Consider the following 24,903-nt stretch of genomic DNA (forward strand, 5'->3'; position numbering starts at 1 on the left):
TGTATCGTGGATAAAAAAGTTGTAAGAGGGATAAAATTTGGAGAGTCAGAAAAGAAGAGTGTTTTTCCAGAAGTGATTTGATGCGTATTGAAAGGTGGAGAGTGGATTATTCTATGGTTACTTTAGCACGCTTCCTATTGTTTGTCACTGGTTTTCTCACTTTATTTTAATTTAAACCTTGTGGAAACCGAACATCAATTAATTTTTTAATCTAAAAATGACGAAACGCGAGAAAAAGTAACTGCCAACTAAGTTTTGGCAGTTACTTTTTCCGTTACATTTACTATGCTGAAGCTTTTTTATAGTGGGATAGGGCAAATGTCCCTAGACCCGCGATAGCCATCAGAACCCATAAGAAGAAATTGAGAATCGGTATCATCCCAATCAGTCCTAGAATAAGTAGACTCAAAACAACCAGCCAGCTTTCCTTAATCCGCTTAGTACCATGGATTCTTCTAGTAAGTGCAAGAGCAGCCGCAACAGAAACAAATATTTTAGCTAGGTAGAGCATGATGCCATACCCTGTCAACAAAATAAATGCCAACGGGATTCCGATAATGGTTATCATCAGCAAGATACCAAGTAGTGGTGTCACCAACAATGCCAATAGGCCAATTCCCATAGTGGCTAGTGGTCTTTCCAACAGAGGTTGTGCTGTTCTTTCCCACCAAGTTGGGCGCCATAATTTAATTACTAACCAGATTAAGGCAGCACTAAGTACACTTAAAACCGCGAACCAGATTTGGGAACCAAAGCCTCGACGCATCTGCCTGTTATACATATCCTGTCTGTTTCTCTCAACCTGGCGGAAATCGGTCTCGCCCTGCACTTGGGCTCCTGATTCCATGTTGGCTTCTTTATCGCTCGTGTAAGTAAGGTCGCCATTGATTACCGCCGCGTTTCCCAGGGATAATCGATTTAAATCAAGATTGACGTCTCCTCCGATGGAGCCATTCAATACAATGCTATCGCCTGCGCCAAACATGTGCCGTTCAACAGCTCCCGCTTGAATGATCGTACTCCCTGCTGTAAATAAATCCCTACCTAAAGATGCATCTTCTCCAATGGTCAGAGTTTGGCCGGCCATGAAAGTATCCTGTGCAACTTCACCTTCCATGATAATAGTCATCCCAGCAAAATAAACATTTCCAGTTATTTCCCCGGTTATGGTTGCGTTCTGTGCCGCCACAAACAGATCACCATTAATAGTACCATTAATCTGGACATTTTCACCGGTGACAAAAGCCGTCCCATTGACAGTCCCATCTACGCGTACCAAAGTACCAGAAAAAAACCAGGTCCTTCAACGGTTTCTTCCTGTGCCAAAGTATCGATTTCAGGCATCATGTCCCAGGAAGAAGCAAACGCCTTAGCGGAAAATAGAAACGTAGCGAGAAACAAGACAATCATACCGATTTTCTTGAAGAGAGAGACGCTGTTAACGTTTCCCTTCGTCGTCTTATTCATAATTTTTCCTCATTTCTTGAAAAGAAAAACCTTCAAGCAGTATAAAAGATGATTTAGGGGTTTGTGTTTGCGAGGGTGATTGCTTACGTCGCCTCCATTATAACACAAAAACGCTTTCATAAATGTTCAGCTAATTCTTCAGCAACTTCATTGTCTGCTAACGAGTTTTCCCATTCATAGAGAATATTGCCACTGTTTAGTAGTGTCTCCACGCTCGTGCATCCCAATCGATAAAATAACTTTTTTAGATCTTCCATTGGAACGCGATGCTTGCCACCAACGTTTATGCCACGCAATAAACCGAGATATAGCATTCCTATCCTCCTCCTGACTCATATTCATCAAAAAAACCGAGATAAAAGGTTTAAGTTTCATCTCGGCGCATCTATTATAGGAGTTCTTTTCTTAGTTGTGACGATGTCTTTGGTGATAAATAGGACGGTGCCACATCAAATACAGATTTTGCCCCATAAATTCCCTCACTTGCCAAACGATGAGCAGCGCGCGCATACGCGACCATCACTGCTGCCGTAAAGCCTGGATTGCTTCCCAAATCCAGATTCAATTCATAAACCGCCATTGTATCTTCAGCCGTGTAACCGCGACGAATGACGTGTCCACCGTGAGGAATACCGCCGTGGTCACGTTCAAAAGTTTCTTCATCAATGAAATGGACTTCCGTTTCATAATCGGCAAAATAATCTTTCATTGTGGAAATCGTTTCAGCGATCGTCGGTTCATCCGCTCCGACTTCGGCTACAACATAGCACACGCGTTTATGTGAAGAAGTCTTGGTATAAACAACCTGTTCGCCATCTTTGATTTGTTTAATCAAACTTTCATTGGGAATAGTATATTGAACGCCACGTTTAACCCCCTCCACACGACGGATTGCATCGCTATGGCCTTGGCTTACTCCTTTTCCCCAAAACGTATAGGTTTCACCTTTTGGCAAAATCGCTTCGGAAATTAAACGGTTCAATGAAAAGAGGCCCGGATCCCAACCTGTTGCGACAATGGCAACATTACCTTGACGAAGTGCAATCTCATCCAAAATTTCAAAATGAGCAGGTATTTCCGCATGGTTATCATACGCATTGACGGTATTAAATGATTCTTGTAAAACCGGTGCTTGTTCTGGGATATCCGTCGCTGAGCCTCCGCATAAAAGAAGAACATCGATAGCGTCTTTCATCGACACTAAATCATCCATATGAAAAACGGGATTCTCACTTTCTACCGACTCGGGCTTGCGGCGGGAAAAAATACCGACTAATTCTAAATCTTCATTGAATTGAATTTGTTCTTCCACACCTTTTCCAAGATTTCCATAACCTACAATTCCGATCCTTGTCTTCTTATTTACCATAAAACCCCTCTTTTCATTTTATAATTAAGTTTATTATACATGAACCATGCTCGGATGTATTTCCGTGATGTTGCGAAGGTTTAAGTGTAAGATGGTAATAACTCATTTAATTTACGGGAGGTAAATAATGGATTTCAAAAAAGTTATGTTTAGCGGGGAAATATATAACCCGGATAATGGAGACATTTTGGAAGAACAACGCGCTTACAATGAATTATTATTCGATTTGAATCAACTGCGTCCTACTCAAATAAAACAACAAGAAGAGAAGCTCAAACAATTATTGGGCCATTACGGAAAAGGCAGTTATATCCAACTCCCACTCTATGCTAATTGGGGCTGTCATACTCATTTCGGGAAAAATTGTTACGCTAACTTTAATCTGACCCTTGTCGATGACGCACCCATCTATATCGGGGATGATGTTATGTTCGGTCCAAACGTCACTTTGTCAGCGGGTACGCATCCCATTGACCCTGAAGCACGCAAAAAGCATCTGCAATATAATCAATCCATTACTATCGCTGACAATGTCTGGATCGGCGCTAATGTTGTCGTGATGCCCGGTGTAACAATCGGTGAAAATTCCGTAATTGGTGCCGGTTCAGTAGTAACACGCGATATTCCTGCAAATGTTGTTGCCGTCGGTTCCCCTTGCCGCGTTCTGCGTGATATAACGGAAGCGGATAAAATCGTTAAACAGGACCTTTAAAGTGACTTAGTCAGTTTTTTTGATTCGCAAGTCACTTTAAAATAAAACAAAATGACTTGCTCGGCAGAAAATACCAGTAAGTCATTTTAAACGTCATTATTCAATAACCAGCATGTTTTGTTCATCAAATTCCCAGTCTGGTCCGTAGGCGACTTCCCAATAATAACCATCCAGGTCCATAAAATACCCACCATAACCGCCCCAAGATAATTGTTGGGGCTTTTTGGCAATTGTTGCTCCCGCTTCCGCCGCTCTCTTCATAGCCGCGTCCACTTCTTCCTGGGACTTCATATTGCAGGCAAGTGTCAATCCCGGGAAACCTCCCTGGGATAATGCTGGAGGATCCATCGCATTAATATCCCGAGCCAGTTCCTCCAACGGAAATAGCTCCAGCTTGGATCCTTCGTTATTGAAAAAAACAATCGGCGGATTTTTTTCGTCTGTGCGCGTTTGAAATCCGATTTCGCGGAAAAACGCCAATGATTTTTCCATGTCCCGGACACCTAAGGCGATTAAATTAATTCGGTTCATATAAATTCCCCCTTTGAAAAATAAATTTGACCCGTTCAGATGGTTTCGATAGACTGTTGAAAAAAGGAAGTGTGCCATGATTATTAGAAATATCACCCATTCCGATAACCTTGCCATCAAAACAATTATCCAGGATGCTTTAAAATCCCGTGGCTTTAATTTACCCGGAACTGCCTATTTTGATCCACAGCTGGCGGACTTAACCTCTTATTATGCCGCCACCCCAAATGCTGCATACTGGGTATTGGAGTTGGACGGTGAAGTCATTGGTGGCGTTGGAATCGCGCCATGGCAGGATGGAATTTGTGAGCTACAAAAACTCTATCTGAAAGACAGCGCTCAGGGACACGGTTATTCAAACCTTCTCATGAAAACAGCTCTCGCTTATGCGGCCACACATTATGAAGCTTGTTATCTGGAGACGCTCAAGGAACTTGATGTGGCTTGTCGTCTCTATGAAAAATTTGGTTTTACTTTGTTAGATCAACCTTTACCCGGTTCAGAGCATACCGCGATGGATGCTTGGTACTTGCTGACCTTCAAGTGATCCTATTTCCGAACCTCCCAATAGCTATGATAAGGTATAAGAAGATTTTGTTTATCAGGAGGGTTTAACAGAATGATAGAACTATTTAACTTTATGGGAATCATTGCTTTTGCAGCCAGTGGGGCGATTACCGCCCTGGAAGAAAAATATGACATTCTGGGATTTTATGTCCTTGGCTTCATTACATCATTTGGTGGTGGGGCTATCCGAAACTTACTGATCGGATCGCCCATTGAGTTGATATGGTCGCAAAACGCACACTTCATTGCTGCTTTCGTGACCATCACTGTTGTCTTTTTTGTTCCCCAACGCTGGATTGACCGTTGGGATAGATGGGCGGTACTTTTCGATGCTATCGGATTAGCCGTTTTTTCGATTCAAGGTGCTTTTGCAGCCTTAAACGCAGGAATGCCCTTGAGTGGTATCATCGTAGCCGCCACCCTAACTGGTTCAGGTGGCGGAGTAGTGCGTGATATACTCGCTCACAAGGAACCCATGATTCTGCATACCGATATTTACGCATTATGGGCCGCTATGGGCGGCCTCATTATTGGTTTGGATCTGATTGATAACCTATGGGAAGCTGGTTTTCTTTTTGGGGCCATCGTCTGCTTCCGTCTCATTTCAGCGCATTATGATTGGCGTTTACCGCGCCGAGTCTAGTTCACTTAAATTCATGAATCGTCCAGCAAATTTCCATATCGTATGCCAATACAATTCCGGAGCAACATTCACTGCTTCAGCATGCCCCGCTCCGGGAATTGTTAATTTTTCTTTTTCGCTTTGGGTAGCTACATATAAGTCTTCCATCATCTGGTAAGGTACAAAGGTATCTTCTTCCCCATGAATAAATAAAATCGGAACCTTCGCTTTGGAAAGTTGCTTCACCGCTGAAGCTTCAAACAAATTGTAGCCTGCTCGAATTTGAGCGACCGTATTAGCCGCTTGTATTGCTGGAAACTCCGGTAGATTAAACCGTTCCTTCAATTGATAAGAAAGAACGGAGCGCGCACTTGTATAGCCACAATCCTCCACAATCACCTTCACATTTTCAGGTAAACGCTCTCCTGCCACCATCATGACGGTAGCGCCCCCCATTGACACACCAAATAAAATGATTTCAGCGATGGGATCCTCCGCCATGATTGCATCCACCCAATTTAAAATATCCATCCGGTCGTGCCAACCCATACCGATGTAATCGCCATCGCTCATACCATGTCCCCTTAAATCAGGGGTTAAGACATTTAGACCTTTTTCGTAAAAACCACGCGTCCATTGCGTCATTTCCCGATTATGACTCGTATAGCCATGAACCACGATGACCCATTGGTGTGTAGTTGTGGCTTGCGGATAAAACGAAGCATGCAATCTAAGCGCCCTTTTATCCTTTGAAACAAGATATTTCTCAAGCGGTGGATGTTTTTCCAGAAAAGCAACATTCGCTAAATCCGTTTCTGTTAAAACATCTTTTTCAACGGGGTCATTCTCTTCAACGAGTTGTTTCTTTTTCGTTTTCAATGCGTATTCATAGAAAAAATTTCCAACAGCGAGGTACGAAGCAGCAACGAAACTTGACACCGCTGCGGTAATGAGGATTCTCTTTTTCATCGCGTACTCCTTTAATCGATGATTTCCGTGTGGAAACACCGTACCATGTGATTCAACATCGTTTCACCCAACTCGGTAAAAGTTGCCACGCCCCGTTTGTGGATAGCGGTCCGGAAACCTTCTGAATCTGCACCTGCAACCGTCATAAAATCACAAATATCGGTTGTAACCCCCACAACGTGGACTTTTTCCACACCTTTTTCCCGCAATGTATCCGCTAAAGGTGTTTTGAAAAAAGCATTGTAATTGGTTTTAGGAACATAATGAACGAGGTCGTTTGTTTGATTTTCATCGTACCAATCATTGAGTGCTCCGTAGAGTTTTTGTCCCTCGGTGCCTACAACATTATGGGCTGGCCATAATTCAAAGTGTGAATCATTCACTTGATGAGCATCCATGCCAATCACAACCGGTTTTCTCTCAGCAAGAAATTGATTTGCCAAATCAACAATATAAGGAACAATTGCCTGAGCTGGTTTTCCTACTGTCAACGTTCCATCATCCGCTACAAAATCATTACTCATGTCCACAATCAACAAAGCTTCTTTTGTCATTTTTATCGACCCCTATCGCGTTTTTCCTTATTATAACCCAATACAAAAAAGAACCGCAGCAGGATGCTATGGTTCGATAAAATCTATTCCGGTAAAATGGTAAGCCGATTTCGGTAGAATACGAAACCTGCCAGTAAAACCAGGATAACCATTCCACCCAACGCGACAATCCTGACCAGTCCAACATCACTCGCACCGGATAACTCTTGATAAATACCCCAATAGGCCCACGCAATCGGAAGTGGAAAAGCTGCATTCTTCAAGCGTAATAAAACGGCCAAACAAAGTACAACGGAAATTGCCAAGATGAGGGTAGCCCAAACTTCATCAGCATAACCGAATCCATTCCACTCGATTTGAACTAAAAAGGCTGAAATATTAACAACCGTTGCAATAAACAACCAACCCGCGTTAAGGCCAAAAGTCAGTGGTAATAACCACCGTTTACCTTCCTGGATTTTCAAAAGAATTTGAATAATTCGCGTTAAGCTCAAGAGGTACCCTACTATGAACAATGTCGAAATCCCGATTTGATAGTAGGAAAAGGCGACAATCCATATCATATTAAACGCTGAGCTCAGCCAAAAGAATGGTGAAATGCCATTGATTGCTTTTTGATAATACGGCTCATCACTTTTTACAATCATCACAATCATACTTGCAACCAAAAGACCATAAATGACGCTCCAAATACTGAATGCAAATCCCGCCGGTGTTATCAGTGTCTGAAATTCAGCGGAAACCTCTCCTTGGGAAGCATTATTTATCATACCCGTGCCACCGAGGAAATTGATTCCCAACGTTGCTAAAAGGATTATCAGGTTAAGCCATGCTTTCGTTTTTGTCTGCATTTCAATCACTCCATTCTATTAAGTCCTTAGTATCTTTTCCATTTTTTTACCTTTTGCCAACTCATCGATCAACTTATCCATATACCGAATTTCCTGCATCAATGGCTCTTCGATTTCTTCAACGCGGACCCCACAAACGACTCCCTTTATTAATGAACGGGATGGATTCAGTTGTGGAGCCTCCGCAAAAAAATCTTCCATGTTCGTTTCTTTAGTCAACTGATTCTCGAAACTTTCTTGGTCGTAACCGGTTAACCACCAAATAATTTCATCAACTTCTGCTTTCGAGCGCCCCTTTCTTTCTGCTTTGTTAATGTATAATGGATAGATTCTTGCCATGGTCATATCATATATTTTATGTCTACTCATCTAACTTCGCCTCCAACCTCTTATGCTATTACCATTATAGCCAGAACAGTTACGATTCTCCAAGCAATGCTATCACTGCTTTCTTCGCTTTATTTCCTTGAGGTATTTTTTTACATTTTTTATGCCACCCATTTCGCTGAACATCTCATTCATTTTTTCACGTTCAATCATTTTGGAATTTAAGCCATCATATTTCGTTTCTTTGGCAAGTTTACGGTAACTCTCCAATCTCTCTACTGGCAAGGTGCCCTCCTGGATGGCTTGCTGAACGGCGCAGCCCGGTTCAGTCGTATGGGTACAATCATTGAATTTGCAGTGGGTGGCTAGTTCTTCAATGTCACTAAACGATTTGGCTAAGTCCGTTTGAATGAGGCCAAGTTCCCGCATCCCTGGTGTATCAATGACTACACCGGCACCCGGAACAAGAAGTAACTCACGGCTAGTCGTGGCATGTCTTCCTTTGTCATCATTGCGGAGGCCTCGGGTCATCATTATTTCCTTGCCGACCAGGTGATTGATGAGGGTCGATTTGCCCACACCGGAAGAACCGATAAATGCAACCGTCTTCCCAGGTGCCACATATTTTAGTAGCGCGTCAAAACCCTCTTCTCGTGCGCTCGAAGTTATGCATACATCCACCCCGACCGCCACCGCATGAATATCATTCAGCTGCGCTTCAACATCGGCACTTAAGTCCGACTTCGTCAGTACAACAACCGGCATCGCTCCACTATCCCAAGCCACGGCCAGGTAGCGTTCCAACCTTCTTAAATTAAAATCATTATTTAGCGCCATACAAATGAAGACGGTATCGATATTGGCTGCTACCACTTGACTATCTTCGCGTGTGCCCGCTACTTTTCGTACAAAGACACTTTTTCGTGCCAAAACGTGATGAATAATGGCATGGCCAGATGCATCATTCACCCGGTCAACCATCACAAAATCTCCCACCGCAGGAAACTGTGACAGTTCCTCTGTTTGATAATGAAATTTACCAGAAATTTCAGCTGTGACTTCACCTTTTTCCGTCAATACCTTATATAAATTTTTCGATTGCGATGAAACCCGACCGACAAATAAATCGGGATATTTTTGGGCTTCGTTGACAAATGATTCCGTGAGGCCAATTTTGTCCATTTCTAGGTTCGTCATTTTTTTATTTCCTCCTAGCTTGTTACCATCTTAACGTGGTGAAAGTTCGGCCTGTTCTATAAAACGCGTCACTTCTTCAACCGTGACTTGTTGTTGCTCCAAAGGCGAAATCAAAGCCTCGCCATCGCCATCTTGCTCACCATAATTACCAAATTGCGCATGATTTCCACCTTCAATTATGAATTCTACATAGTTAACGGGTAACATCGAACGGTATTCCTCTACGCTTTCCTTACTCAAAACTGTATCTTCGCTACCATAAATACTCAAGACCGGAAGACCCGTTTCGGCCAAATCTGCAGTGGAATAGGCAGCCAACAATATCAATCCATCTACATGGTTTGGATCATTCCCCGCAAAAATTGCAGCCATCGACCCACCCAGTGAGTGCCCCGCCAAATACCACTCCGTAACTTCTGGATGTTCCATCATTACATCTCCAGCCGCATCAATATCAAACACCGCCAATCCAAATGGCATCTCTACCAAAAATACCGAATAACCATTTTCAGCCAATTGACGCATCAACGGTGCATAACTCTCATATTCCACTTTGCCCCCTGGATAAAAAATAATCCCTACTTCTTTTGATGCTTTGTTTTTTGGAGAAAAGTACAGCGGATCTTCCCCCACCACTTGAATGAGGTCGTCAGATTCCAGGGCTGTAAGTGCTACATCTTCCGCATTTGAATCATCATTCACATAGATTAGAAATATACCCACCATAATGAGCAGGAAAATGAATATGCTACCCAACACTTTTTTTACCTTCTTCATGTCCTCTCCCACTTTCATCCCTTCGTTACTCTTATTATAAGTCTAAATTCAAAAAGAGCAGAAGAAATAACTTTCTCCTGCTCCGCAATGTCTATTCTACTGTAACAGATTTCGCTAAATTACGAGGTTTATCCACGTCATAACCACGTTGCAAAGTGGCATAATAAGCAAATAACTGGGTTGGTACGACTGCCAATAGCGGCGCCAACAACGGATGAACAGCTGGCAATACCATTTGATCATCCCTTTGCTCCAATCCTTCCATCGCAAAGATACACGTATGTGCGCCACGAGAACGCACTTCTTCAATATTTCCGCGGGTGTGGCTAGCATTATTTTTTTGGGTGATAATTGCCATCACAGGGGTACCTTCTTCAATCAAGGCAATGGTCCCATGTTTCAATTCTCCAGCCGCAAATCCTTCTGTTTGGATATAAGAAATTTCTTTTAATTTTAAGGCTGCTTCCATCGAGACGTAGTAATCCAGTCCCCGACCAATATAGAAAGCACTGCGCTGCTCAGCGAGGTAACTTTGCGCTAAATCAGCAATTTGTTCTTTTTCAGTAATGACGGTATCCATAGCGTTCGCAACCAGACCCAGCTCGTGAATCATGTCAATATCCGCTGAATCACTGAGTGTTGCCGCAAGCACCGCCAAAACAGAAATTTGGGCTGTGTAGGCTTTGGTTGAGGCTACCGCTATCTCCGGACCAGCATGCAGTAACAGCGTGTAATCAGCCTCGCGCGATAACGTCGAACCTTGCACGTTGGTGATTGTCAGAGTTGGATAACCCCACTCCTTCACTTTTACCAAAACTTGACGGCTATCCGCTGTTTCGCCTGATTGGGAAATGAAGATAAACAATGGTTTTCCAACAACCAATGGCGGGTTGTAAGAGAACTCACTTGCCACATGCACTTCAGTTGGGATGTTCGCTATCTTCTCCAAGTAGTGTTTACCTAACCAGCCAGCATGGTAGCTCGTGCCACAAGCTACAATATGGATGCGGTCTGCCTCTTGAATAGCTTGTTTTAAATCAGCGGAAATTGCCAATTCACCCCTGTCGTTTTGGTACTGTTGGATGATTTTCCGCAATACCGCAGGTTGTTCATCAATTTCTTTCAACATGTAGTAAGGATACATGCCCTTTTCCAAATCCGCTGCGTCCACAGTTGCTTGATAGGAATCGCGCAAAATTACCTCACCTTCCAGCGTTTCAATCTCAACATGGTCTTTTGTCAAAGTAACCATTTCGCCGTCGTGAATTTCTACATATTCATTTGTTAGCTGGATCGTTGCCATCGCGTCGCTTGCGACGACATTGAAGCCATCTCCAACACCGATCAGTAATGGACTTTTATTCTTAGCGGCAAAAAGCGTTGCTGGTGCTTCGGAATCGATTAAAGCAAAGGCATACGAACCTTTGACTAATTTTAACGTATTCCGCAATATTTCTTTGGTGGATAATTTTTCTTTTTGTGCCAGATGGGCAATGACATTCACAACGATTTCTGTGTCTGTATTTCCATAAAGTGAAATATTTTGTAAATAAGTTTCTTTCAGTTCCTGAAAATTCTCAATGACACCGTTATGGACAAGCGTAAAACGACCATCCACTGATTGATGTGGATGAGCATTCACGATACTTGGTACGCCATGTGTCGCCCAACGTGTATGCCCAATCCCCATATGTGCGGGAACCGTAAAATCAACAACCTCACGTAATTCCGCAATACGACCTTTTTCCTTGAACAGATGACTTTTCCCTTCTTCATCGACCACAAAAATCCCTGCTGAATCGTAACCCCGATATTCCAATTTCTCTAAACCTGATAATAAAATTTCCTGTACAGCATCTTGACCGATATATCCTACAATTCCACACATAGCAAATAAACCTCATTTTTCTATTAAATTTGCTTCTGGGTGTGGGAATGGACCTCTGTTTAAACTTTGCAGTTTATTTTTTATCCACTCTGTAGATTACACTTACCTTGAGTCATCCGCCGAATCTTTCGATAAACTCAATCCTCGTCACCTTACACAAGCATGTCAGCTTGGTTAGGCCTGGCGCTATCCGTTCTAACCTCACCTATCCTCCTTATTCTCAAATTTTCCAGAAGCAAGGAAAGTATATACTAAATGACAGCAATTAGTCAACAATCCCTTCAAATGCTTCATTAATTCCTTCCATTTTAATAATTAAACCATTTTGACATAAGTTTTTACTTCAAATGGTTTAATTATTCAGGATTAAACCATTTCAACCTTAACCTTCGTCCAAAATGGTTTAATTCCATCAAATAAAGCTGTAAAAAAGAAGCAGCCAGGAAAACCTGACTGCTTCTCATAATATTCTATTCACCGATTTCTTGACGGACAATATCGGCAATACGTGTTACGTATTCATGTGTTTTTTCATCTGTTTCAGCTTCAGCCATGATACGCAATAATGGCTCTGTACCGGAAGGACGAACCAGGATACGACCATTTCCAGCCATTTCCGCTTCAACTTGATCGATGACAGCCTTCACAGCTGGAATTTCCATAACACCGTTTTTATTTTTAACCCGAATGTTAACAAGTTCTTGTGGGTAAGTTGTTACTTCAGCAGCCAACTCGGAAAGTTTTTTGCCTGTTGCTTTCATGACATACATTAATTGAATAGCGGACAAAATACCATCACCCGTTGTATTCAAATCAAGGAATACGATGTGACCTGACTGCTCTCCACCTAAGTTGTAGCCATTTTTACGCATTTCTTCAACAACGTAACGGTCACCAACTTGGGTCTTCAATGCAATCATTTCTTCTTTTTCAATTGCTTTATGGAAACCAAGATTACTCATAACAGTAGATACGATTGTATTATGTTTTAATTCATTTCTTGATTTCAAGAATTTGCCACAGATGAACATGATTTTATCGCCATCAACGATTTCACCATTCTCATCCACTGCAATCAAGCGGTCCCCATCACCGTCGAAGGCAACACCAATATCAGCACCTTTTTCGCGTACAAATTCTTGCAATTGTTCAGGATGAGTAGAACCAACACCAGCATTGATATTAGTACCATTCGGTTTAACACCCATCGTGAAGAAATCTGTTTCTAAATCAGCGAACAAACGGTTTACAAGTGGCGTAGCTGCGCCATTCGCACCATCCACACAAACTGTTAAACCTGATAAATCAGAGGGGATTGTTGTTTGCAAGTATGAAATGTATTTCAATACACCTTCATTATACTCGTCAACTGTTCCCAAACCGTCAGCTGCTGGACGTGGTAAAGTATCTTCTTCTTGGTCCAAGTATGCTTCAATTTCCAATTCTTGGTCATCAGAAAGTTTGAATCCATCTGCGCCGAAAAACTTAATGCCATTATCTTCAGCTGGATTATGTGAAGCTGAAATCATAACGCCTGCTACTGCACCTTGAACGCGTGTCAAATACGCCACGCCAGGGGTAGTAATAACGCCTAATTGCAATACTTCAATGCCGACTGACAACAAACCTGCTATAAGAGCATGTTCAAGTAATTGACCAGAAATCCTTGTATCACGTGCAACCAAAACAAGAGGTTTGTTTACATCTGGAGCGTGCTCCTTCAAAACATGTCCACCATAACGCCCTAATTTAAATGCTAATTCCGGTGTTAGTTCACTATTTGCAAGGCCTCTCACGCCATCTGTTCCAAAATACTTACCCATTCTTCAATCTCCTTTATGTATCCTCGAAATTTTTATCTATTATTTGTAGTATTTGTAGTCTGGTTTGTACGGTCCGAAGTTGCTTCTGTCTCCGTGGTCTTAACAGTGACATTCACTTCAACTTGGTTTGGAGTTACTTCTGTGCCCATAATATCTAATGGTACCACATTTGCTGTCACAACTGAAGTCGTACGAATATTACTGATATCAACCTCGGCAACCACTTCATTCACATCAGCCAATAGCTTTTGATTCCCAGTCAACGTTACATTCTCCGTACCTGCCAGGCTTAACTCATACGTACGACCAGAAACCGGTGTCCCTTTTTGGACTAAACGAATAGGGACTGTTTTTTCATATGGTTCAATTGGAATTTCCACGTCTATTTCTTGTGGTTCCACAACAACATTTAATTTATTGCGGGCTTCATCTTCTACTTGAACGACAAGCGTCGCATTAATTGAACTTGTCAGTTCGTTTTCAGAAGGGACACGCACATAAATACGATCGATTCGGTCAATCGTAGATGTTGGTCCTGTTATAATTACCGACTCTCGGCTTAAAATCGGATCTTTTGCAACATAAGAATCGTCTACCGAATTAGTATCGAACACAACCTCTATCGGACTCTCAATTGTTACTTTCTCTTCAATTTGAACATTAATACGCGATGGTACAATTTGATAGGTCAATTCTTCCGATAAGTTTTCTACCCGTAATTGAACAGTATGCCTTCCCGGACCAAGTAAATCCAAATCTTCCGTAACGATATTAAAATCGCTGGCGGATAAAGTTTGAACAATGACACTTTCTGGACCCGAGACGTTAAGCATCACCGTTTCCGGTAGACCGGAAATAAAGTAACGATCTGTGTCCATATTTATCTGGATTGGTAAATTAGAAATTGTTTCACTTCGCAACGTGCTGATTGCATCATTTCGGTTTGTTGTACTCAACCCATAGTTTTCTGAATAAACATAACTAAACAGGAGAATGGAAACGAGTAAAGAAGTCAATCGAACTATCCAGACATTCTCAAATAAATCCTTGTTTTTTTTACTCATTTGGGATTCCCCCATTTCAAATTATCCAGGAATTCTTGTACCAAATTCGGTTTCTCTTCTTCATCTTCGTCCATAACAAGCTGATCAGTTAAATAAGCAACAAAATCCTCTCGCGTCATATCCCGGTACAAACGATTCTGGTGTGCAATACTGATGCCACCAGTCTCTTCGGAAACGATAATGGTCAATGCATCTGAAATTTCACTTAACCCGATTGCTGCCCGATGTCGTGTCCCTAATTCTTTGGATATCAAGGGATTCTCCGACAGAGGCAAATAACCGGCAGCGGAAGTGATTTTAAAATCTTGAATGATGACTGCACCGTCATGCAAGGGCGTATTGGGTATAAAGATGTTTATCAATAACTGATTAGAAACATCTCCACCTATTTGTATACCCGTGTGTGCATATTCATCCAAAAGATCATTCAGTTCAATTGAAATTAAAGCCCCGATTTTACGCCTTGCCATGTATTGGACCGCTTTGTCGATTTCCTGGATAAAATATTCGGAAGTTCGAACCCGTCGATTTGCTCGATTCCGAAAACCCGTTTTACCAAGATGTTCCAAGCCGCGTCGAATTTCAGGTTGGAAAACGATGATAACCGCAACTACGCCCCAACGAATGATTTGATTAATAATCCAATCAATCGTGCTCAGATTCAAGAGAACAGCCCCCATCTTAATAAGGACAATGACCAGAACGCCCTTTAAAAGTTGAATTGCCCGGGTTCCCTTAAGTATGGTGATTAATTTGTTAATCAAGTACCATACAAGCATGATATCAATGACATTCGTGAGGTTTTGCCAGCTTAGTATATTGTCAAAGTCAAAGTTCATATACAAGACCACCCCCTACTAGTAAGATCTGCTTAATTATATCATAACAGTTTATTAGAATAACCCATCATCAACAAACTTTTACAAATTCAGGAGTTTCCTATACAATATTGTTATATAAAAAGGAGTGGTTACTTGAATCGGAAAACATTAAAAAAGCAAGCTAAACATGATGTACGTAACAATTATTTACCCTGGCTTTTGATTGCTCTTATTTCTATTTTTATTATTTTTTTCCAGAGCTATTCGCAGTTTGATAACTATGATTCATCCTCACTGATCGGTAAAAATACGCAGATTCAGATTCGGATTCAGTGGTTAAATATTTTTGAGCTTATTTTTTTAGTTCCCCTTAGTCGTTTGGCCATTCACTTGAGCATCGGTTCATTTAATAATGTGAAAGAAAGTATGTTTAAGAACGAACGCTGGTTGCGCGACATAGGTGCCATGCTTTTGGTGGGACTCTACACCTTTCTCTGGACATTATTGTTGGTTATTCCGGGCATCGTCAAGGCCTATTCCTATTCTCTGGTTCCGTATATTCTAGCCGAAGATGATTCCATCACCATCACCCAAGCGATTGACTTGTCCCAACGTCTGACGGATGGCTATAAATGGGACTTGTTCGTGATGGATTGGTCTTTTATATTGTGGGACCTGGCGGCTTCTCTCACATTTGGCCTGGTCGCCTTTTACTCGGTCCCTTATCAAAAAGCAACCTGGACACGCTATTACTTAGCACTTTCTAGATAAATAAGTGAAAAAAGGCAAGCCTCGTAAATTAACGGGCTTGCCTTTTGATTATTTAGATAAAAGTTGAGCTGCTTCTTTAACGCGTTCCAAACCTTCAGCAATGATTTCTTCTGCTTTGTCAGGTTGTGCGTTATGTCCTTCAATAACGACTTCAGCAATAATTTCTTGACCAAAAACTCCGCCAAATACATTACGTAGGTAGTTTACACTCATGTCCATCGCCTGTGTTTCTATTGTAGAGTAGATGCCACCACGTGCGTTTAATAAAATAACTTTTTTGTTCGGTTGTAGTTGAACCATGTTGCCCTCAGCGTCATATTTGAAAGTGAAACCACCTGCAAATACGTAATCGATGAATGTTTGTAAACGTGCTGGAATTGTTAAGTTCCATAATGGGAATGCAATAACGATAACATCAGCTTCTGTAAATGCTTCGCGTGCTTTATTGTTTGCTTCTAATACAGCTTTTTCAGTTTCGGTTAATTGGCCACCAATTGCGCCTTTACCAAAAGCGTTAAATAGGTCTTGACCGATATAAGGCATATCTTCTTCAAAAATATCATAAATACGTACATTCAAGTTTTCTTTATTTTGTACCTCATTTAAAAATGTTTCATACATACGGCTTGAAACACTATCTGCTGCTGGACGGTCATTTGCTTTAATTAATAATACGTTCATAATGTATTGTCCTCCCGGGGAATAATTTCGCTTACTTTTAGTATAGTACATTATTCACAAGCTTTTATCAATAGCCTGGATTAAGAAATTTCAAATTGGAATTATTTAATCACAGAAACACCGTGGAGTGTGGCGTTCGGATAATATTTTGCTAGCCATCGCCGCATTTTCTCAAAAAAAGCGGCGATGAGGATTTTCGAATCTCCTCATCGCCGCACTCATTCTTATTATTCGATTTTGAACTGGGCTAGCTGGATTCGAACCAACGATGACGGAGTCAAAGTCCGTTGCCTTACCGCTTGGCTATAGCCCAATGGTGGAAGGGGGCAGATTCGAACTGCCGAACCCGAAGGAGCGGATTTACAGTCCGCCGCGTTTAGCCACTTCGCTACCCTTCCCTTAATCCGTAAATTACGGACTTATCCATCTTAAAATAGGTCTGGATATTTTTCAATTATATTCAACCATTTTTAATGATATTCTCATTTACAAATTACCCGAGCGGAATATCGAGTAAAGAAGCCAAATACCAAACAAACCTGAAACGACGAAACCAGTTTGCCCCAGCAACTGTCCGCCTTCTGTAGAAGACATGAAAGAGGAAGATAGTAATAATCCTACAATGATGATGGCCATGACGACCCGGTTCGACATTTTTTTTACGTCCGCCCACTTTTCGTCCAGATCATCCGTATCGATATTCAAACGCAAACGACCATTGATGATTTGTTTCAGGAGCGTAGAAATATTTTCCGGCATTTCACTGACGTCTTTTAGGACGGTATACCCTTTACCTAAAACCTTCTCTTTTTCAAATCTTTCTAGTAAGGTATAGACATTAATGTTTTCAGCCAAATACTCTTTTGCGGTCCGAATTAAATTCAAATCTGGTGCCAAATCCAAATAAACGCCTTCCAGGATTGAAAGTGCCTTGGCTAAAATCGTCAACTCACTGGGAATCACCATGCTATGGCGTTTAAACATTTTAATGAAGTCTATTAATGCTTCGGATATGCGCACATTTTGCATATCTGAGGTCAAATAAACATCAAAGATGTATTCCAAATCACGGTATAGTTTACGTTTATCCATGGGCGTACTTGGCGTTGCAATCTTCAAAGCAGACTTGACCATCATATCGAGATCCTGTAAAGCCAAAGCTTCTATTAGACGATTGAGTTCTAGCCTTAAGGTTTCACTCAATTTCCCCATAATACCGAAATCAATGAAATAGATTTTGCCGTCTTTAATAATCATATTCCCCGGATGAGGATCGCCATGGAAATAGCCATCCTTAAAAATTTGTTTTAAATAGGAAAGAATCAATTTTTGACTGATATCTTCCATATCATAACCAAGCAATTCCAATTCATCCTTATTGGTTATCTTTGTTCCTTCAATATATTCTTCGACCAGAACTCTTCTTCTGGTCAAACCTTCATACACTTTAGGCACTGCCACGCAAGCTACACTCTTATTCTTTTCCTGGAACTCCACCAAGAGTTTTGCTTCATTACGAAAATCGAGTTCTATCATCGTTGCATCTTTCACTTGCTGGAAAGCTTCCTTGGGGTCAATAACATCGACAATGCCTTTCGGAATTAAATCACTCAAGCGAATCAAGATATCCAGATCCCGAATAAGTAATTCATCGATAACCGGGCGTTGCACTTTAAGAATAACCACTTCGCCCGTTCGCAACGTTCCTTTATGGACTTGGGCCATCGAGGCACTCGCTAACGGTTTTTCATCCAAATGCAAAAAGACTTCGCCCAAAGACAGTCCCGTGTCCTCAAGAAAAATGCGTTCCACCTCGGAAAATGGGAATTCTGGCGCACGATCTTGCAAGAGCGTCAATTCATCCACAAAAGCTTGCGGTAAAATATCTAGACGGGTAGAGAGAATTTGGCCGATTTTAATAAAGCTTGGTCCCAATTTTTCAAAAGCTTTGCGCAAATTAACTGCATCAATCTCAACAGCATCTGTCCGATTTTGAACTTTATGGTGGTAAACAAAACGAAATCCGTAATTTGAAAGGACCCGCACAATTTCCCGCAAGCGTTTGTCATCTGCCATTGTTCTCTCCCCCGCCTATTTCCATTATTTATTCAACAGCGCTTCCAATTTTGCACTTAAAGCATCTAATTTTTCATGTACTTCGTCAAGGTCTTCTTTTTTCGCATAGCCCAGGTCAGCTAGTTCGCTCTTTTGAATAGGGCGTTTGTCAGTGACTTTTCGCGTCAGTTCACTTTGTAGCTCTTTTCCTTCTTGAACGGTTACCCGCCCTTTTTCTACCATTTCATTAATCAGTTTCTCTGCTTTTTCCACAGACATAGAGGTCAGGCCAACACCAGCTAGAAATATTTTCTTCAATTCTTCCATCATTTTCCCTCTCCTTTATAAAAACTTTTAATCTAATTCTATTTTACCATAACTAAAATATCATTTGCGCCATGTAGTTAATCTGGTAAAATATAAGGAACATTTCAAAGGAGAATAAAACCATGAAAGAAAGCAAAAACAAAACCTATCGAATCGCCATTTTAGGAATTTTATCAGCTATCATCATCATTCAAAATTTTGTCCCGTTTCTTGGAAATATTCCGATTCCACCACTTAATCCAACCATTATTCAAATCACGGTTATCGTTGCTTCTTTTGTTTTGGGCATTAAAGATGGGATGATTGTCGGTGGGATTTGGGGATTGGTACGTATGTTAAAAGCCTATACCTTACCAACTTCTCCACTTGATTTATTATTATTTACCAATCCCATGATTTCTCTTATTCCCCGTATTCTGATTGGTTTAACTGCTGGATGGATTTTCCAACAATTCAATAAACGCGGGCAAGAAAAACGCGGTATGGTTATTGGAGCTGTCGTTGGTTCACTTACAAATACAATTTTAGTTCTCGGTTTTATTGCCCTGCTTTTTGGAGAGCAATACTCTGAGGCCTTGGGAATCAGCTCAGCTAATCTAATGGGTGCCCTGGCTGCCGTTGTAGCTACGAACGGGATTGCCGAAGCTGTCGCTTCTGCCATCATTGCACCTATTATCGCCAAAGCATTGATGAAAGTAAAACGCTGATCATAGTCCCAGGTAACGCATGAACCAATCAGTAATGGATGCCCCACCGATGCCATAAACAAAGAGTGTCAATGGTTTAGTCCAAAGGTAAATTTTCATGAACCGATTGAAAGTCATCGCCGTAATGCCAGCCAACATGCATAAAAAATCATCCGGAAAGCCAGGAAAAGCAAAAGCGACCCCCAGAAAAATATCAAATCGTTTTCCTTTGGTTAGAATGGCGTAATATTTTTGATAGGTTTCTTCTTGAACAAAAGCGCGGACAAACGTTTTTCCAAACCGACGGGCCAAGAAAAAGTTGGCTATCGACCCCAATGTCACACCGATGAAACTCAGGATAAACCCCCAAAGATTACCAAATAGTAAAGGGGCGATAATGAGAATAATCCCTCCCGGCACGATGGGATAGATTACTTGGGACATTTGTAAGAGGATAAATATAATGGGTCCCAAGATTCCCATTCTGAATATGAGGGCTTGTGTACCGGACAATATTTCATTATAGCCGATTTGATAGGTATAGTAAGCCAATCCAACGGATAAAAGGATGCCCATTACAATGAATAGGCGAATAACATTGCGGTTGGTTTCAATAATCTGTTTTTCTGTCATCTTGGCTCACCCCTTTCTTTTTTCATTATAACCAACTGAAACCAGAATTGGTTGCGCCTTAAGTCCCATTTACATAAACTAAAAAAACCGACAGAAACTCTGTCGGTTTTTTTATCTGCTTATTAAAATTCATCCTGGCTCAAATATGCTAACGCATATTGGGCATATAATTCGGCACCAACTATCATAGCTTCTTCGTCAACATTGAAGCGCCCATGGTGATGTGGCCAAGTCGTGCCTTTTTCTTCGTTTCCGGCACCTACTAAAGCAAAAGCCCCTGTACATTCAGCCATGTAATAACCAAAGTCTTCTGCACCCATTGTTGGTGGCTCTGAATATAAATTATTTCTTCCAAAAGCATCTTCCGCTACTCTCTGAACGAGATGCGCTGTTCTTTCTTCGTTAACAACTGGTTCGGTCATACGAATGTACTCGAACTCCACCGTTGCGCCGTTCGCTTCCGCCAAAGCAACTGCATATGCTCGCAATGTATCTTCAATCGTTTGACGGATATCATTATGGAAAGTCCGAACTGTTCCTTCCATATAAGCATCTTCCGCGATGACATTGAATCGTTGTCCAATCGTTGCTTTGCCGATTGTGACAACAGCTGGTTTCAATGGATCAACTTTACGTGAAACAATTGATTGAACATCAGTAATGAATTGCCCTGCAATCACGGCTGCATCGATAGTCAAATGTGGTGTTGCAGCATGGCCCCCTTTGCCCTTAAAGTGGACCTTAAAAATATCAGCAGCTGCGAACGATGGACCTACCGGACAAGAAACTTTCCCGGCTGGTCCCTGTGCCCAAATATGGATACCAAAGACATTATCAATACCGTCAATAGCTCCTTGCTCAATCATTTTTTTCGCACCTTCAGCAATTTCTTCCGCTGGTTGGAATAACAAGCGAACAGTTCCCGGAATATGCTCTCTCACACTGTTCAAAGCTTTAGTAGCAGCCAATAACATGGATGTATGTGCATCATGCCCGCAAGCATGCATTTTTCCTTCAGTGGTTGAACGATACTCTAAATCGTCTGATAATTCTTGCACGGATAATGCATCCATATCTGCACGCAAGGCAACTGTTTTGCCTGGTTTTCCGCCTACGATTTCTGCAATCAATCCGGTAGGTTCGGTCAGACGGTAGCTAACACCCCATGCATCCAATTTTTCAGCAACTTTTCGAGTCGTTTCAACTTCTTCAAAGGATAATTCCGGAAAACGATGTAAGTCCCGGCGAAAAGCAATCATCAGTTCCTCGTTTTCGTGAAGGAATTCTTTTATTGTTGTTTCAATAGCATTTTGTACCATACGATTAATGACCCCTTTTTAACCTTTTTTTAATCATGCTCCAATTTAGATTAAAGCGAATCCTTTTAAATGTCAAATGGTTATTTCTTTTTCATAAGCTAATGTAAATTGACGATTTACTTATATTATAATAAGATTAGAAGAAACATTTATACACAACTTTTATTTGGAGGTTCAATCATGAACAGTCTTTTGGCTTTAACAATCATTTTAGTCGTCTTCGCCATCGGTGATATGCTGGCGGTCAAGACGAAAAGTATCATTTCCATGCTCTTTTTCGCTTCTGTATTCTTTATAACTGCTTTTTGGTCCGGCTTGCCGACCACGATTTTTGCTGATTCTAATTTGCTTGCATTAGGACAGGTCATGATTACCATGCTATTGGTGCACATGGGAACTCTGTTGAATATTAAACAACTGAAAGAACAATGGAAAACGGTCATTATTGCCTTGTTAGCTATTGTCGGTGTTTCGGTCGGCATCGTCCTTTTGGGGTCTCCTATTATCGGGCTGGAAGCAGCATTGGTTGCTGCACCACCTGTTTCCGGGGGTGTGATTGCGGGAATCCAGATGGCTGAAGCCGCAAATTTCCTAGGACGTGAAGACTTAGCTGTTTTGGCCTCTTTACTGGTTGTTGTCCAAGGTTTTGTCGGTTATCCGTTGGCATCTTTTTTCTTGAAGAAAGAAGCAACAATCGTCCGGGAACAATTCATTGCCGGAAGCTTTGCCCCCGTGCAGGCTGAAACAGCAACCGAAGAAAAGGTTGAAAAGAAAAAACTGTTCCCCCAAGCCCCTACTGCTTACGAGTCAAGCAACTATTTTCTGGCTAAGACAGCCTTGATCGCTTTACTCGCGGCTTACGTTGCCACCTGGATAAATGATGGTGTCGGGTTCCGTTTGATGGACGCAAACATCATGGCCCTATTGCTGGGAATTGTCTTCAGTGAATTGGGATTCCTTGATAATAACATTCTGGTCAAAGGTAATTCATTTGGCTTGGGAATGGCGGCTTTGACTTCGGTTATCCTGTCCACATTGGCAGCCGCCACGCCAGAAATCGTTTTTGGTCTTTTGCCGAGTATTTTGGTGGCACTTTGTTTTGGTTCTATCGGAATCCTGCTTTTCACATTTGTTGCAAGCAAAATTTTAAAAATGTCCATGTGGATGAGTTTTGGAATCGGCATATCCGCCTTGTTTGGCTTCCCGGGCACTTTCATCGTGTCACAGGAAGTTACCCAAGCTATCGGCACAACGGACGAGGAGCGCGATGCCATCCGGAATCACATTCTCCCTAAAATGCTGGTGGCGGGATTCGTCACTGTATCCATTGGTTCTGTCGTTTTGGCTGGAATCGCTGCATCCATCATCGCAGGCCTGTAACAGAATCGTAATCCCTTCTACTGACCATCTCGCTAGGAAACGCTTTCTTATAATGTTATAGTTAGGGAAAATAGAGCGAAAAAGGAGGTGGCAGAGATGCAAAACAGAGAAGATATTCCTAAAATTGTCAATCCCGTTCTTCATCCCGATGCCCTGGTTGATGACGAAGACTTAAAAAAAGAACCGACTGAAGAAGAAAAAGAAGCCGATGTTGTTCCGGAAGATTTTGAACATTTTAACCTCGACGCGGCCGACAAATTAGCAAAAAAAGATGAAGAAGATAAAGACAAATAAAATTGAACCGCCCTGCTCCAATTTCTTGGAGCAAGGCGGTTTCTCTGTTTATTCAAAGGGGAGCCATCCGGGACGACCATGCAGGTATTCCCACATCATATCGGGAATCACTAAATCCTCGCGATTTTCTTCGGAAATAGTGGCTAATAATTCTTTTCCTTTACGGATTTTCTCCACGCTATCCGGATCAACAATCAATTGGCGCCCGACAGCCACTAACGGTGCACCCATTTTCAATACGTGATTAATGTCTTCCGCTGACTTAACTTGTCCAACCCCTATTACTGGGATACGGTCGCCAATGTGTGTAATTATTTTCGAAAGGAGAGCCGTTTTATCCGTCTTATCCCGCATAGAGGATTGATTATAATGCCCCAATGAAACGTGGAGATAATCCAATCCCGTCTTGCCCAGTTCATCTAATAATAGCATGGTGTCATCCAACGTAATACCTGGCTCTTCTAATTCTTCTGGTGAGATACGGTAGCCTAGAATAAATGGTTTAGTTGCATGCTTAGTGATAGCTTTTTTTGCCACTTCTACTACGGCAAGAGGAAACGCCATCCTTTTTTCTAACGTTCCGCCCCACTGATCCTCTCTTCTATTTGAATGAGGAGAGAAGAATTGTTGGATTAAATAAGTATTGGCGCCATGCAACTCGACACCATCAAACCCGGCCTCGATGGCTCGTCTGGTGGCTTCTCCAAAAGCGTTTACCACTTCTTCAACCTCTTCTTCTTCCAGAGCACGTGGTTCTTCAGCATTTTCACGTAAAGGCGCAACGGCACTGGCACTGACGGTTTGGAGCCCTTTCAATGTTTCCCGAGATCCCATCCTTCCCACGTGAAAAATCTGCAATATCGCTTTCGTACCGTTGTGATGAATGGTATCTGCAAGTTTGCGCAGACTCGGAATCATTTCATCGGACGCTGCACTTAAAGAGCCGGCAAAACGGCCATTCTCCATTACTTGGGCACAGGAGGTGATAACGGCGCCCAACCCTTTCGTACGACGTTTATAATAGGCTAGCTCGTCCGTTGTCAACATTCCGTTCACGAAGGATGAATTGGTTGTCATCGGCGCCATGATAATCCGGTTCTCAATCGTAACCCCGTTTGGAAATGTAAAAGGTTCAAACATTCTCATATCTCTTTGCTTCACTCTGATCGCTTCCTTTTTTCGTCTTTCCATTTATCATAGTATATCGCGACGCAAAAA

The 24,903-nt window shown here is 41.8% G+C and carries 28 protein-coding genes and 2 tRNA genes; 7 read left to right on the forward strand and 23 right to left on the reverse strand.

Annotation, left to right across the window (positions count from 1 at the left end; genetic code table 11):
- Positions 1-283 precede the first annotated feature (283 nt).
- The 4 genes from ACTVAI_RS08380 to ACTVAI_RS08395 all read right to left on the reverse strand — a co-directional run bounded on the left by ACTVAI_RS08380 (position 284) and on the right by ACTVAI_RS08395 (position 2,836).
- A complete protein-coding gene (locus tag ACTVAI_RS08380) occupies positions 284-1,189 on the reverse strand; it encodes a hypothetical protein (protein WP_443473543.1) in 906 nt (301 codons plus the stop codon).
- A 77-nt stretch (positions 1,190-1,266) separates the two neighbouring features.
- On the reverse strand, positions 1,267-1,467 hold the full coding sequence (locus ACTVAI_RS08385) for a hypothetical protein (protein ID WP_443473544.1): 201 nt from the start codon (positions 1,465-1,467) through the stop codon (positions 1,267-1,269).
- Positions 1,468-1,583: 116 nt separating this feature from the next.
- Complete coding sequence (locus ACTVAI_RS08390) at positions 1,584-1,781, reverse strand: DUF1697 domain-containing protein (RefSeq protein ID WP_443473545.1); 198 nt, start codon at positions 1,779-1,781, stop codon at positions 1,584-1,586.
- Positions 1,782-1,855: 74 nt separating this feature from the next.
- Positions 1,856-2,836, reverse strand: a complete 981-nt coding sequence (locus tag ACTVAI_RS08395; protein WP_443473546.1) for a diaminopimelate dehydrogenase — start codon at positions 2,834-2,836, stop codon at positions 1,856-1,858.
- 127 nt (positions 2,837-2,963) lie between these two features.
- Here ACTVAI_RS08395 and ACTVAI_RS08400 point away from each other — a divergent pair, with 127 nt between their 5' ends.
- Complete coding sequence (locus ACTVAI_RS08400; protein ID WP_443486387.1) at positions 2,964-3,548, forward strand: sugar O-acetyltransferase; 585 nt, start codon at positions 2,964-2,966, stop codon at positions 3,546-3,548.
- A gap of 96 nt (positions 3,549-3,644) precedes the next feature.
- Here the strand turns inward: ACTVAI_RS08400 and ACTVAI_RS08405 are convergent, their stop codons facing one another.
- A complete protein-coding gene (locus tag ACTVAI_RS08405; RefSeq protein ID WP_443473548.1) occupies positions 3,645-4,079 on the reverse strand; it encodes a VOC family protein in 435 nt (144 codons plus the stop codon).
- A gap of 76 nt (positions 4,080-4,155) precedes the next feature.
- Here ACTVAI_RS08405 and ACTVAI_RS08410 point away from each other — a divergent pair, with 76 nt between their 5' ends.
- A complete protein-coding gene (locus tag ACTVAI_RS08410) occupies positions 4,156-4,626 on the forward strand; it encodes a GNAT family N-acetyltransferase (RefSeq protein ID WP_443486388.1) in 471 nt (156 codons plus the stop codon).
- Between the two features lie 72 nt (positions 4,627-4,698).
- The gene (locus ACTVAI_RS08415; RefSeq protein ID WP_443473550.1) at positions 4,699-5,289 is read left to right on the forward strand and encodes a trimeric intracellular cation channel family protein; all 591 of its coding nucleotides are present in this window, start codon (positions 4,699-4,701) and stop codon (positions 5,287-5,289) included.
- On the opposite strand, the gene ACTVAI_RS08420 is transcribed toward ACTVAI_RS08415, so the two are convergent.
- The 10 genes from ACTVAI_RS08420 to cdaA all read right to left on the reverse strand — a co-directional run bounded on the left by ACTVAI_RS08420 (position 5,272) and on the right by cdaA (position 15,557).
- Positions 5,272-6,237, reverse strand: coding sequence for an alpha/beta hydrolase (locus tag ACTVAI_RS08420; RefSeq protein ID WP_443473551.1), 966 nt, complete (start codon positions 6,235-6,237; stop codon positions 5,272-5,274). The genes ACTVAI_RS08415 and ACTVAI_RS08420 overlap by 18 nt on opposite strands.
- Before the next feature lie 11 nt (positions 6,238-6,248).
- Positions 6,249-6,791 (reverse strand): cysteine hydrolase family protein, encoded by a 543-nt coding sequence (locus ACTVAI_RS08425; RefSeq protein WP_443473552.1) that lies wholly within the window; start codon positions 6,789-6,791, stop codon positions 6,249-6,251.
- 83 nt (positions 6,792-6,874) lie between these two features.
- The gene (locus ACTVAI_RS08430; RefSeq protein ID WP_443473553.1) at positions 6,875-7,642 is read right to left on the reverse strand and encodes a tryptophan-rich sensory protein; all 768 of its coding nucleotides are present in this window, start codon (positions 7,640-7,642) and stop codon (positions 6,875-6,877) included.
- 18 nt (positions 7,643-7,660) lie between these two features.
- Positions 7,661-8,011: a DUF2200 domain-containing protein gene (locus ACTVAI_RS08435; protein ID WP_443473554.1), complete on the reverse strand. Its 351-nt coding sequence runs from the start codon at positions 8,009-8,011 to the stop codon at positions 7,661-7,663.
- A 72-nt stretch (positions 8,012-8,083) separates the two neighbouring features.
- Positions 8,084-9,166, reverse strand: coding sequence for a ribosome small subunit-dependent GTPase A (rsgA, locus tag ACTVAI_RS08440; protein ID WP_443486389.1), 1,083 nt, complete (start codon positions 9,164-9,166; stop codon positions 8,084-8,086).
- Between the two features lie 30 nt (positions 9,167-9,196).
- Positions 9,197-9,943 (reverse strand): alpha/beta fold hydrolase, encoded by a 747-nt coding sequence (locus tag ACTVAI_RS08445; protein ID WP_443486390.1) that lies wholly within the window; start codon positions 9,941-9,943, stop codon positions 9,197-9,199.
- Positions 9,944-10,034: 91 nt separating this feature from the next.
- Positions 10,035-11,831, reverse strand: coding sequence for a glutamine--fructose-6-phosphate transaminase (isomerizing) (gene glmS / locus ACTVAI_RS08450; protein WP_443486391.1), 1,797 nt, complete (start codon positions 11,829-11,831; stop codon positions 10,035-10,037).
- 470 nt (positions 11,832-12,301) lie between these two features.
- Positions 12,302-13,654, reverse strand: a complete 1,353-nt coding sequence (glmM, locus tag ACTVAI_RS08455; protein ID WP_443473558.1) for a phosphoglucosamine mutase — start codon at positions 13,652-13,654, stop codon at positions 12,302-12,304.
- A gap of 32 nt (positions 13,655-13,686) precedes the next feature.
- Positions 13,687-14,718 carry a CdaR family protein gene (locus tag ACTVAI_RS08460; RefSeq protein ID WP_443486392.1) on the reverse strand — a complete coding sequence of 344 codons (1,032 nt, stop codon included), beginning with the start codon at positions 14,716-14,718 and terminating at the stop codon, positions 13,687-13,689.
- A complete protein-coding gene (cdaA, locus tag ACTVAI_RS08465; RefSeq protein ID WP_443473560.1) occupies positions 14,715-15,557 on the reverse strand; it encodes a diadenylate cyclase CdaA in 843 nt (280 codons plus the stop codon). The genes ACTVAI_RS08460 and cdaA overlap by 4 nt, the downstream gene beginning before the upstream one ends.
- Positions 15,558-15,692: 135 nt before the next feature.
- Here cdaA and ACTVAI_RS08470 point away from each other — a divergent pair, with 135 nt between their 5' ends.
- Complete coding sequence (locus ACTVAI_RS08470; RefSeq protein WP_443486393.1) at positions 15,693-16,310, forward strand: DUF975 family protein; 618 nt, start codon at positions 15,693-15,695, stop codon at positions 16,308-16,310.
- Positions 16,311-16,358: 48 nt separating this feature from the next.
- Here ACTVAI_RS08470 and ACTVAI_RS08475 read toward each other — a convergent pair whose 3' ends face one another.
- The 5 genes from ACTVAI_RS08475 to ACTVAI_RS08495 all read right to left on the reverse strand — a co-directional run bounded on the left by ACTVAI_RS08475 (position 16,359) and on the right by ACTVAI_RS08495 (position 19,373).
- Positions 16,359-16,991, reverse strand: coding sequence for an FMN-dependent NADH-azoreductase (locus ACTVAI_RS08475; RefSeq protein WP_443473562.1), 633 nt, complete (start codon positions 16,989-16,991; stop codon positions 16,359-16,361).
- Between the two features lie 242 nt (positions 16,992-17,233).
- Positions 17,234-17,304: transfer RNA gene (locus ACTVAI_RS08480), tRNA-Gln, on the reverse strand.
- A gap of 1 nt (position 17,305) precedes the next feature.
- A tRNA-Tyr gene (locus ACTVAI_RS08485) sits at positions 17,306-17,389 on the reverse strand.
- 88 nt (positions 17,390-17,477) lie between these two features.
- The gene (locus ACTVAI_RS08490; protein ID WP_443486394.1) at positions 17,478-19,067 is read right to left on the reverse strand and encodes an ABC1 kinase family protein; all 1,590 of its coding nucleotides are present in this window, start codon (positions 19,065-19,067) and stop codon (positions 17,478-17,480) included.
- Between the two features lie 24 nt (positions 19,068-19,091).
- Positions 19,092-19,373: a phasin family protein gene (locus tag ACTVAI_RS08495; RefSeq protein WP_443473595.1), complete on the reverse strand. Its 282-nt coding sequence runs from the start codon at positions 19,371-19,373 to the stop codon at positions 19,092-19,094.
- A gap of 122 nt (positions 19,374-19,495) precedes the next feature.
- Here ACTVAI_RS08495 and ACTVAI_RS08500 point away from each other — a divergent pair, with 122 nt between their 5' ends.
- Positions 19,496-20,080 carry an ECF transporter S component gene (locus tag ACTVAI_RS08500; protein WP_443473564.1) on the forward strand — a complete coding sequence of 195 codons (585 nt, stop codon included), beginning with the start codon at positions 19,496-19,498 and terminating at the stop codon, positions 20,078-20,080.
- On the opposite strand, the gene ACTVAI_RS08505 is transcribed toward ACTVAI_RS08500, so the two are convergent.
- Together ACTVAI_RS08505 and ACTVAI_RS08510 are read right to left on the reverse strand one after the other, a co-directional pair.
- Positions 20,081-20,692, reverse strand: a complete 612-nt coding sequence (locus ACTVAI_RS08505) for a TVP38/TMEM64 family protein (RefSeq protein ID WP_443486395.1) — start codon at positions 20,690-20,692, stop codon at positions 20,081-20,083. It abuts the gene before it with no gap.
- A 122-nt stretch (positions 20,693-20,814) separates the two neighbouring features.
- Positions 20,815-22,011 carry a M20 metallopeptidase family protein gene (locus tag ACTVAI_RS08510; protein WP_443473566.1) on the reverse strand — a complete coding sequence of 399 codons (1,197 nt, stop codon included), beginning with the start codon at positions 22,009-22,011 and terminating at the stop codon, positions 20,815-20,817.
- A 180-nt stretch (positions 22,012-22,191) separates the two neighbouring features.
- Between ACTVAI_RS08510 and ACTVAI_RS08515 the strand changes: the two genes are divergently transcribed.
- Entirely contained in the window at positions 22,192-23,391 is a 1,200-nt protein-coding gene (locus ACTVAI_RS08515) for a hypothetical protein (protein WP_443486396.1), read from the forward strand.
- A gap of 96 nt (positions 23,392-23,487) precedes the next feature.
- Entirely contained in the window at positions 23,488-23,685 is a 198-nt protein-coding gene (locus tag ACTVAI_RS08520) for a hypothetical protein (RefSeq protein WP_443473568.1), read from the forward strand.
- Positions 23,686-23,733: 48 nt separating this feature from the next.
- Here the strand turns inward: ACTVAI_RS08520 and ACTVAI_RS08525 are convergent, their stop codons facing one another.
- Positions 23,734-24,831, reverse strand: coding sequence for an NADH-dependent flavin oxidoreductase (locus ACTVAI_RS08525; protein WP_443486411.1), 1,098 nt, complete (start codon positions 24,829-24,831; stop codon positions 23,734-23,736).
- Between the last annotated feature and the right edge of the window lie 72 nt (positions 24,832-24,903).

The sequence above is a fragment of the Jeotgalibaca sp. A127 genome, from assembly GCF_052266745.1.
Taxonomy (GTDB): Bacteria; Bacillota; Bacilli; order Lactobacillales; family Aerococcaceae; genus Jeotgalibaca.

Coding starts and splice junctions, on each gene's coding strand:
- ACTVAI_RS08385 (WP_443473544.1), bottom strand. CDS start 1,467: ATGAATAAGACGACGAAGGGAAACGTTAACAGCGTCTCTCTCTTCAAG.
- ACTVAI_RS08390 (WP_443473545.1), bottom strand. CDS start 1,781: ATGCTATATCTCGGTTTATTGCGTGGCATAAACGTTGGTGGCAAGCAT.
- ACTVAI_RS08395 (WP_443473546.1), bottom strand. CDS start 2,836: ATGGTAAATAAGAAGACAAGGATCGGAATTGTAGGTTATGGAAATCTT.
- ACTVAI_RS08400 (WP_443486387.1), top strand. CDS start 2,964: ATGGATTTCAAAAAAGTTATGTTTAGCGGGGAAATATATAACCCGGAT.
- ACTVAI_RS08405 (WP_443473548.1), bottom strand. CDS start 4,079: ATGAACCGAATTAATTTAATCGCCTTAGGTGTCCGGGACATGGAAAAA.
- ACTVAI_RS08410 (WP_443486388.1), top strand. CDS start 4,156: ATGATTATTAGAAATATCACCCATTCCGATAACCTTGCCATCAAAACA.
- ACTVAI_RS08415 (WP_443473550.1), top strand. CDS start 4,699: ATGATAGAACTATTTAACTTTATGGGAATCATTGCTTTTGCAGCCAGT.
- ACTVAI_RS08420 (WP_443473551.1), bottom strand. CDS start 6,237: ATGAAAAAGAGAATCCTCATTACCGCAGCGGTGTCAAGTTTCGTTGCT.
- ACTVAI_RS08425 (WP_443473552.1), bottom strand. CDS start 6,791: ATGACAAAAGAAGCTTTGTTGATTGTGGACATGAGTAATGATTTTGTA.
- ACTVAI_RS08430 (WP_443473553.1), bottom strand. CDS start 7,642: ATGCAGACAAAAACGAAAGCATGGCTTAACCTGATAATCCTTTTAGCA.
- ACTVAI_RS08435 (WP_443473554.1), bottom strand. CDS start 8,011: ATGAGTAGACATAAAATATATGATATGACCATGGCAAGAATCTATCCA.
- rsgA (WP_443486389.1), bottom strand. CDS start 9,166: ATGACGAACCTAGAAATGGACAAAATTGGCCTCACGGAATCATTTGTC.
- ACTVAI_RS08445 (WP_443486390.1), bottom strand. CDS start 9,943: ATGAAGAAGGTAAAAAAAGTGTTGGGTAGCATATTCATTTTCCTGCTC.
- glmS (WP_443486391.1), bottom strand. CDS start 11,831: ATGTGTGGAATTGTAGGATATATCGGTCAAGATGCTGTACAGGAAATT.
- glmM (WP_443473558.1), bottom strand. CDS start 13,654: ATGGGTAAGTATTTTGGAACAGATGGCGTGAGAGGCCTTGCAAATAGT.
- ACTVAI_RS08460 (WP_443486392.1), bottom strand. CDS start 14,718: ATGAGTAAAAAAAACAAGGATTTATTTGAGAATGTCTGGATAGTTCGA.
- cdaA (WP_443473560.1), bottom strand. CDS start 15,557: ATGAACTTTGACTTTGACAATATACTAAGCTGGCAAAACCTCACGAAT.
- ACTVAI_RS08475 (WP_443473562.1), bottom strand. CDS start 16,991: ATGAACGTATTATTAATTAAAGCAAATGACCGTCCAGCAGCAGATAGT.
- ACTVAI_RS08490 (WP_443486394.1), bottom strand. CDS start 19,067: ATGGCAGATGACAAACGCTTGCGGGAAATTGTGCGGGTCCTTTCAAAT.
- ACTVAI_RS08495 (WP_443473595.1), bottom strand. CDS start 19,373: ATGGAAGAATTGAAGAAAATATTTCTAGCTGGTGTTGGCCTGACCTCT.
- ACTVAI_RS08500 (WP_443473564.1), top strand. CDS start 19,496: ATGAAAGAAAGCAAAAACAAAACCTATCGAATCGCCATTTTAGGAATT.
- ACTVAI_RS08505 (WP_443486395.1), bottom strand. CDS start 20,692: ATGACAGAAAAACAGATTATTGAAACCAACCGCAATGTTATTCGCCTA.
- ACTVAI_RS08510 (WP_443473566.1), bottom strand. CDS start 22,011: ATGGTACAAAATGCTATTGAAACAACAATAAAAGAATTCCTTCACGAA.
- ACTVAI_RS08515 (WP_443486396.1), top strand. CDS start 22,192: ATGAACAGTCTTTTGGCTTTAACAATCATTTTAGTCGTCTTCGCCATC.
- ACTVAI_RS08520 (WP_443473568.1), top strand. CDS start 23,488: ATGCAAAACAGAGAAGATATTCCTAAAATTGTCAATCCCGTTCTTCAT.
- ACTVAI_RS08525 (WP_443486411.1), bottom strand. CDS start 24,831: ATGAGAATGTTTGAACCTTTTACATTTCCAAACGGGGTTACGATTGAG.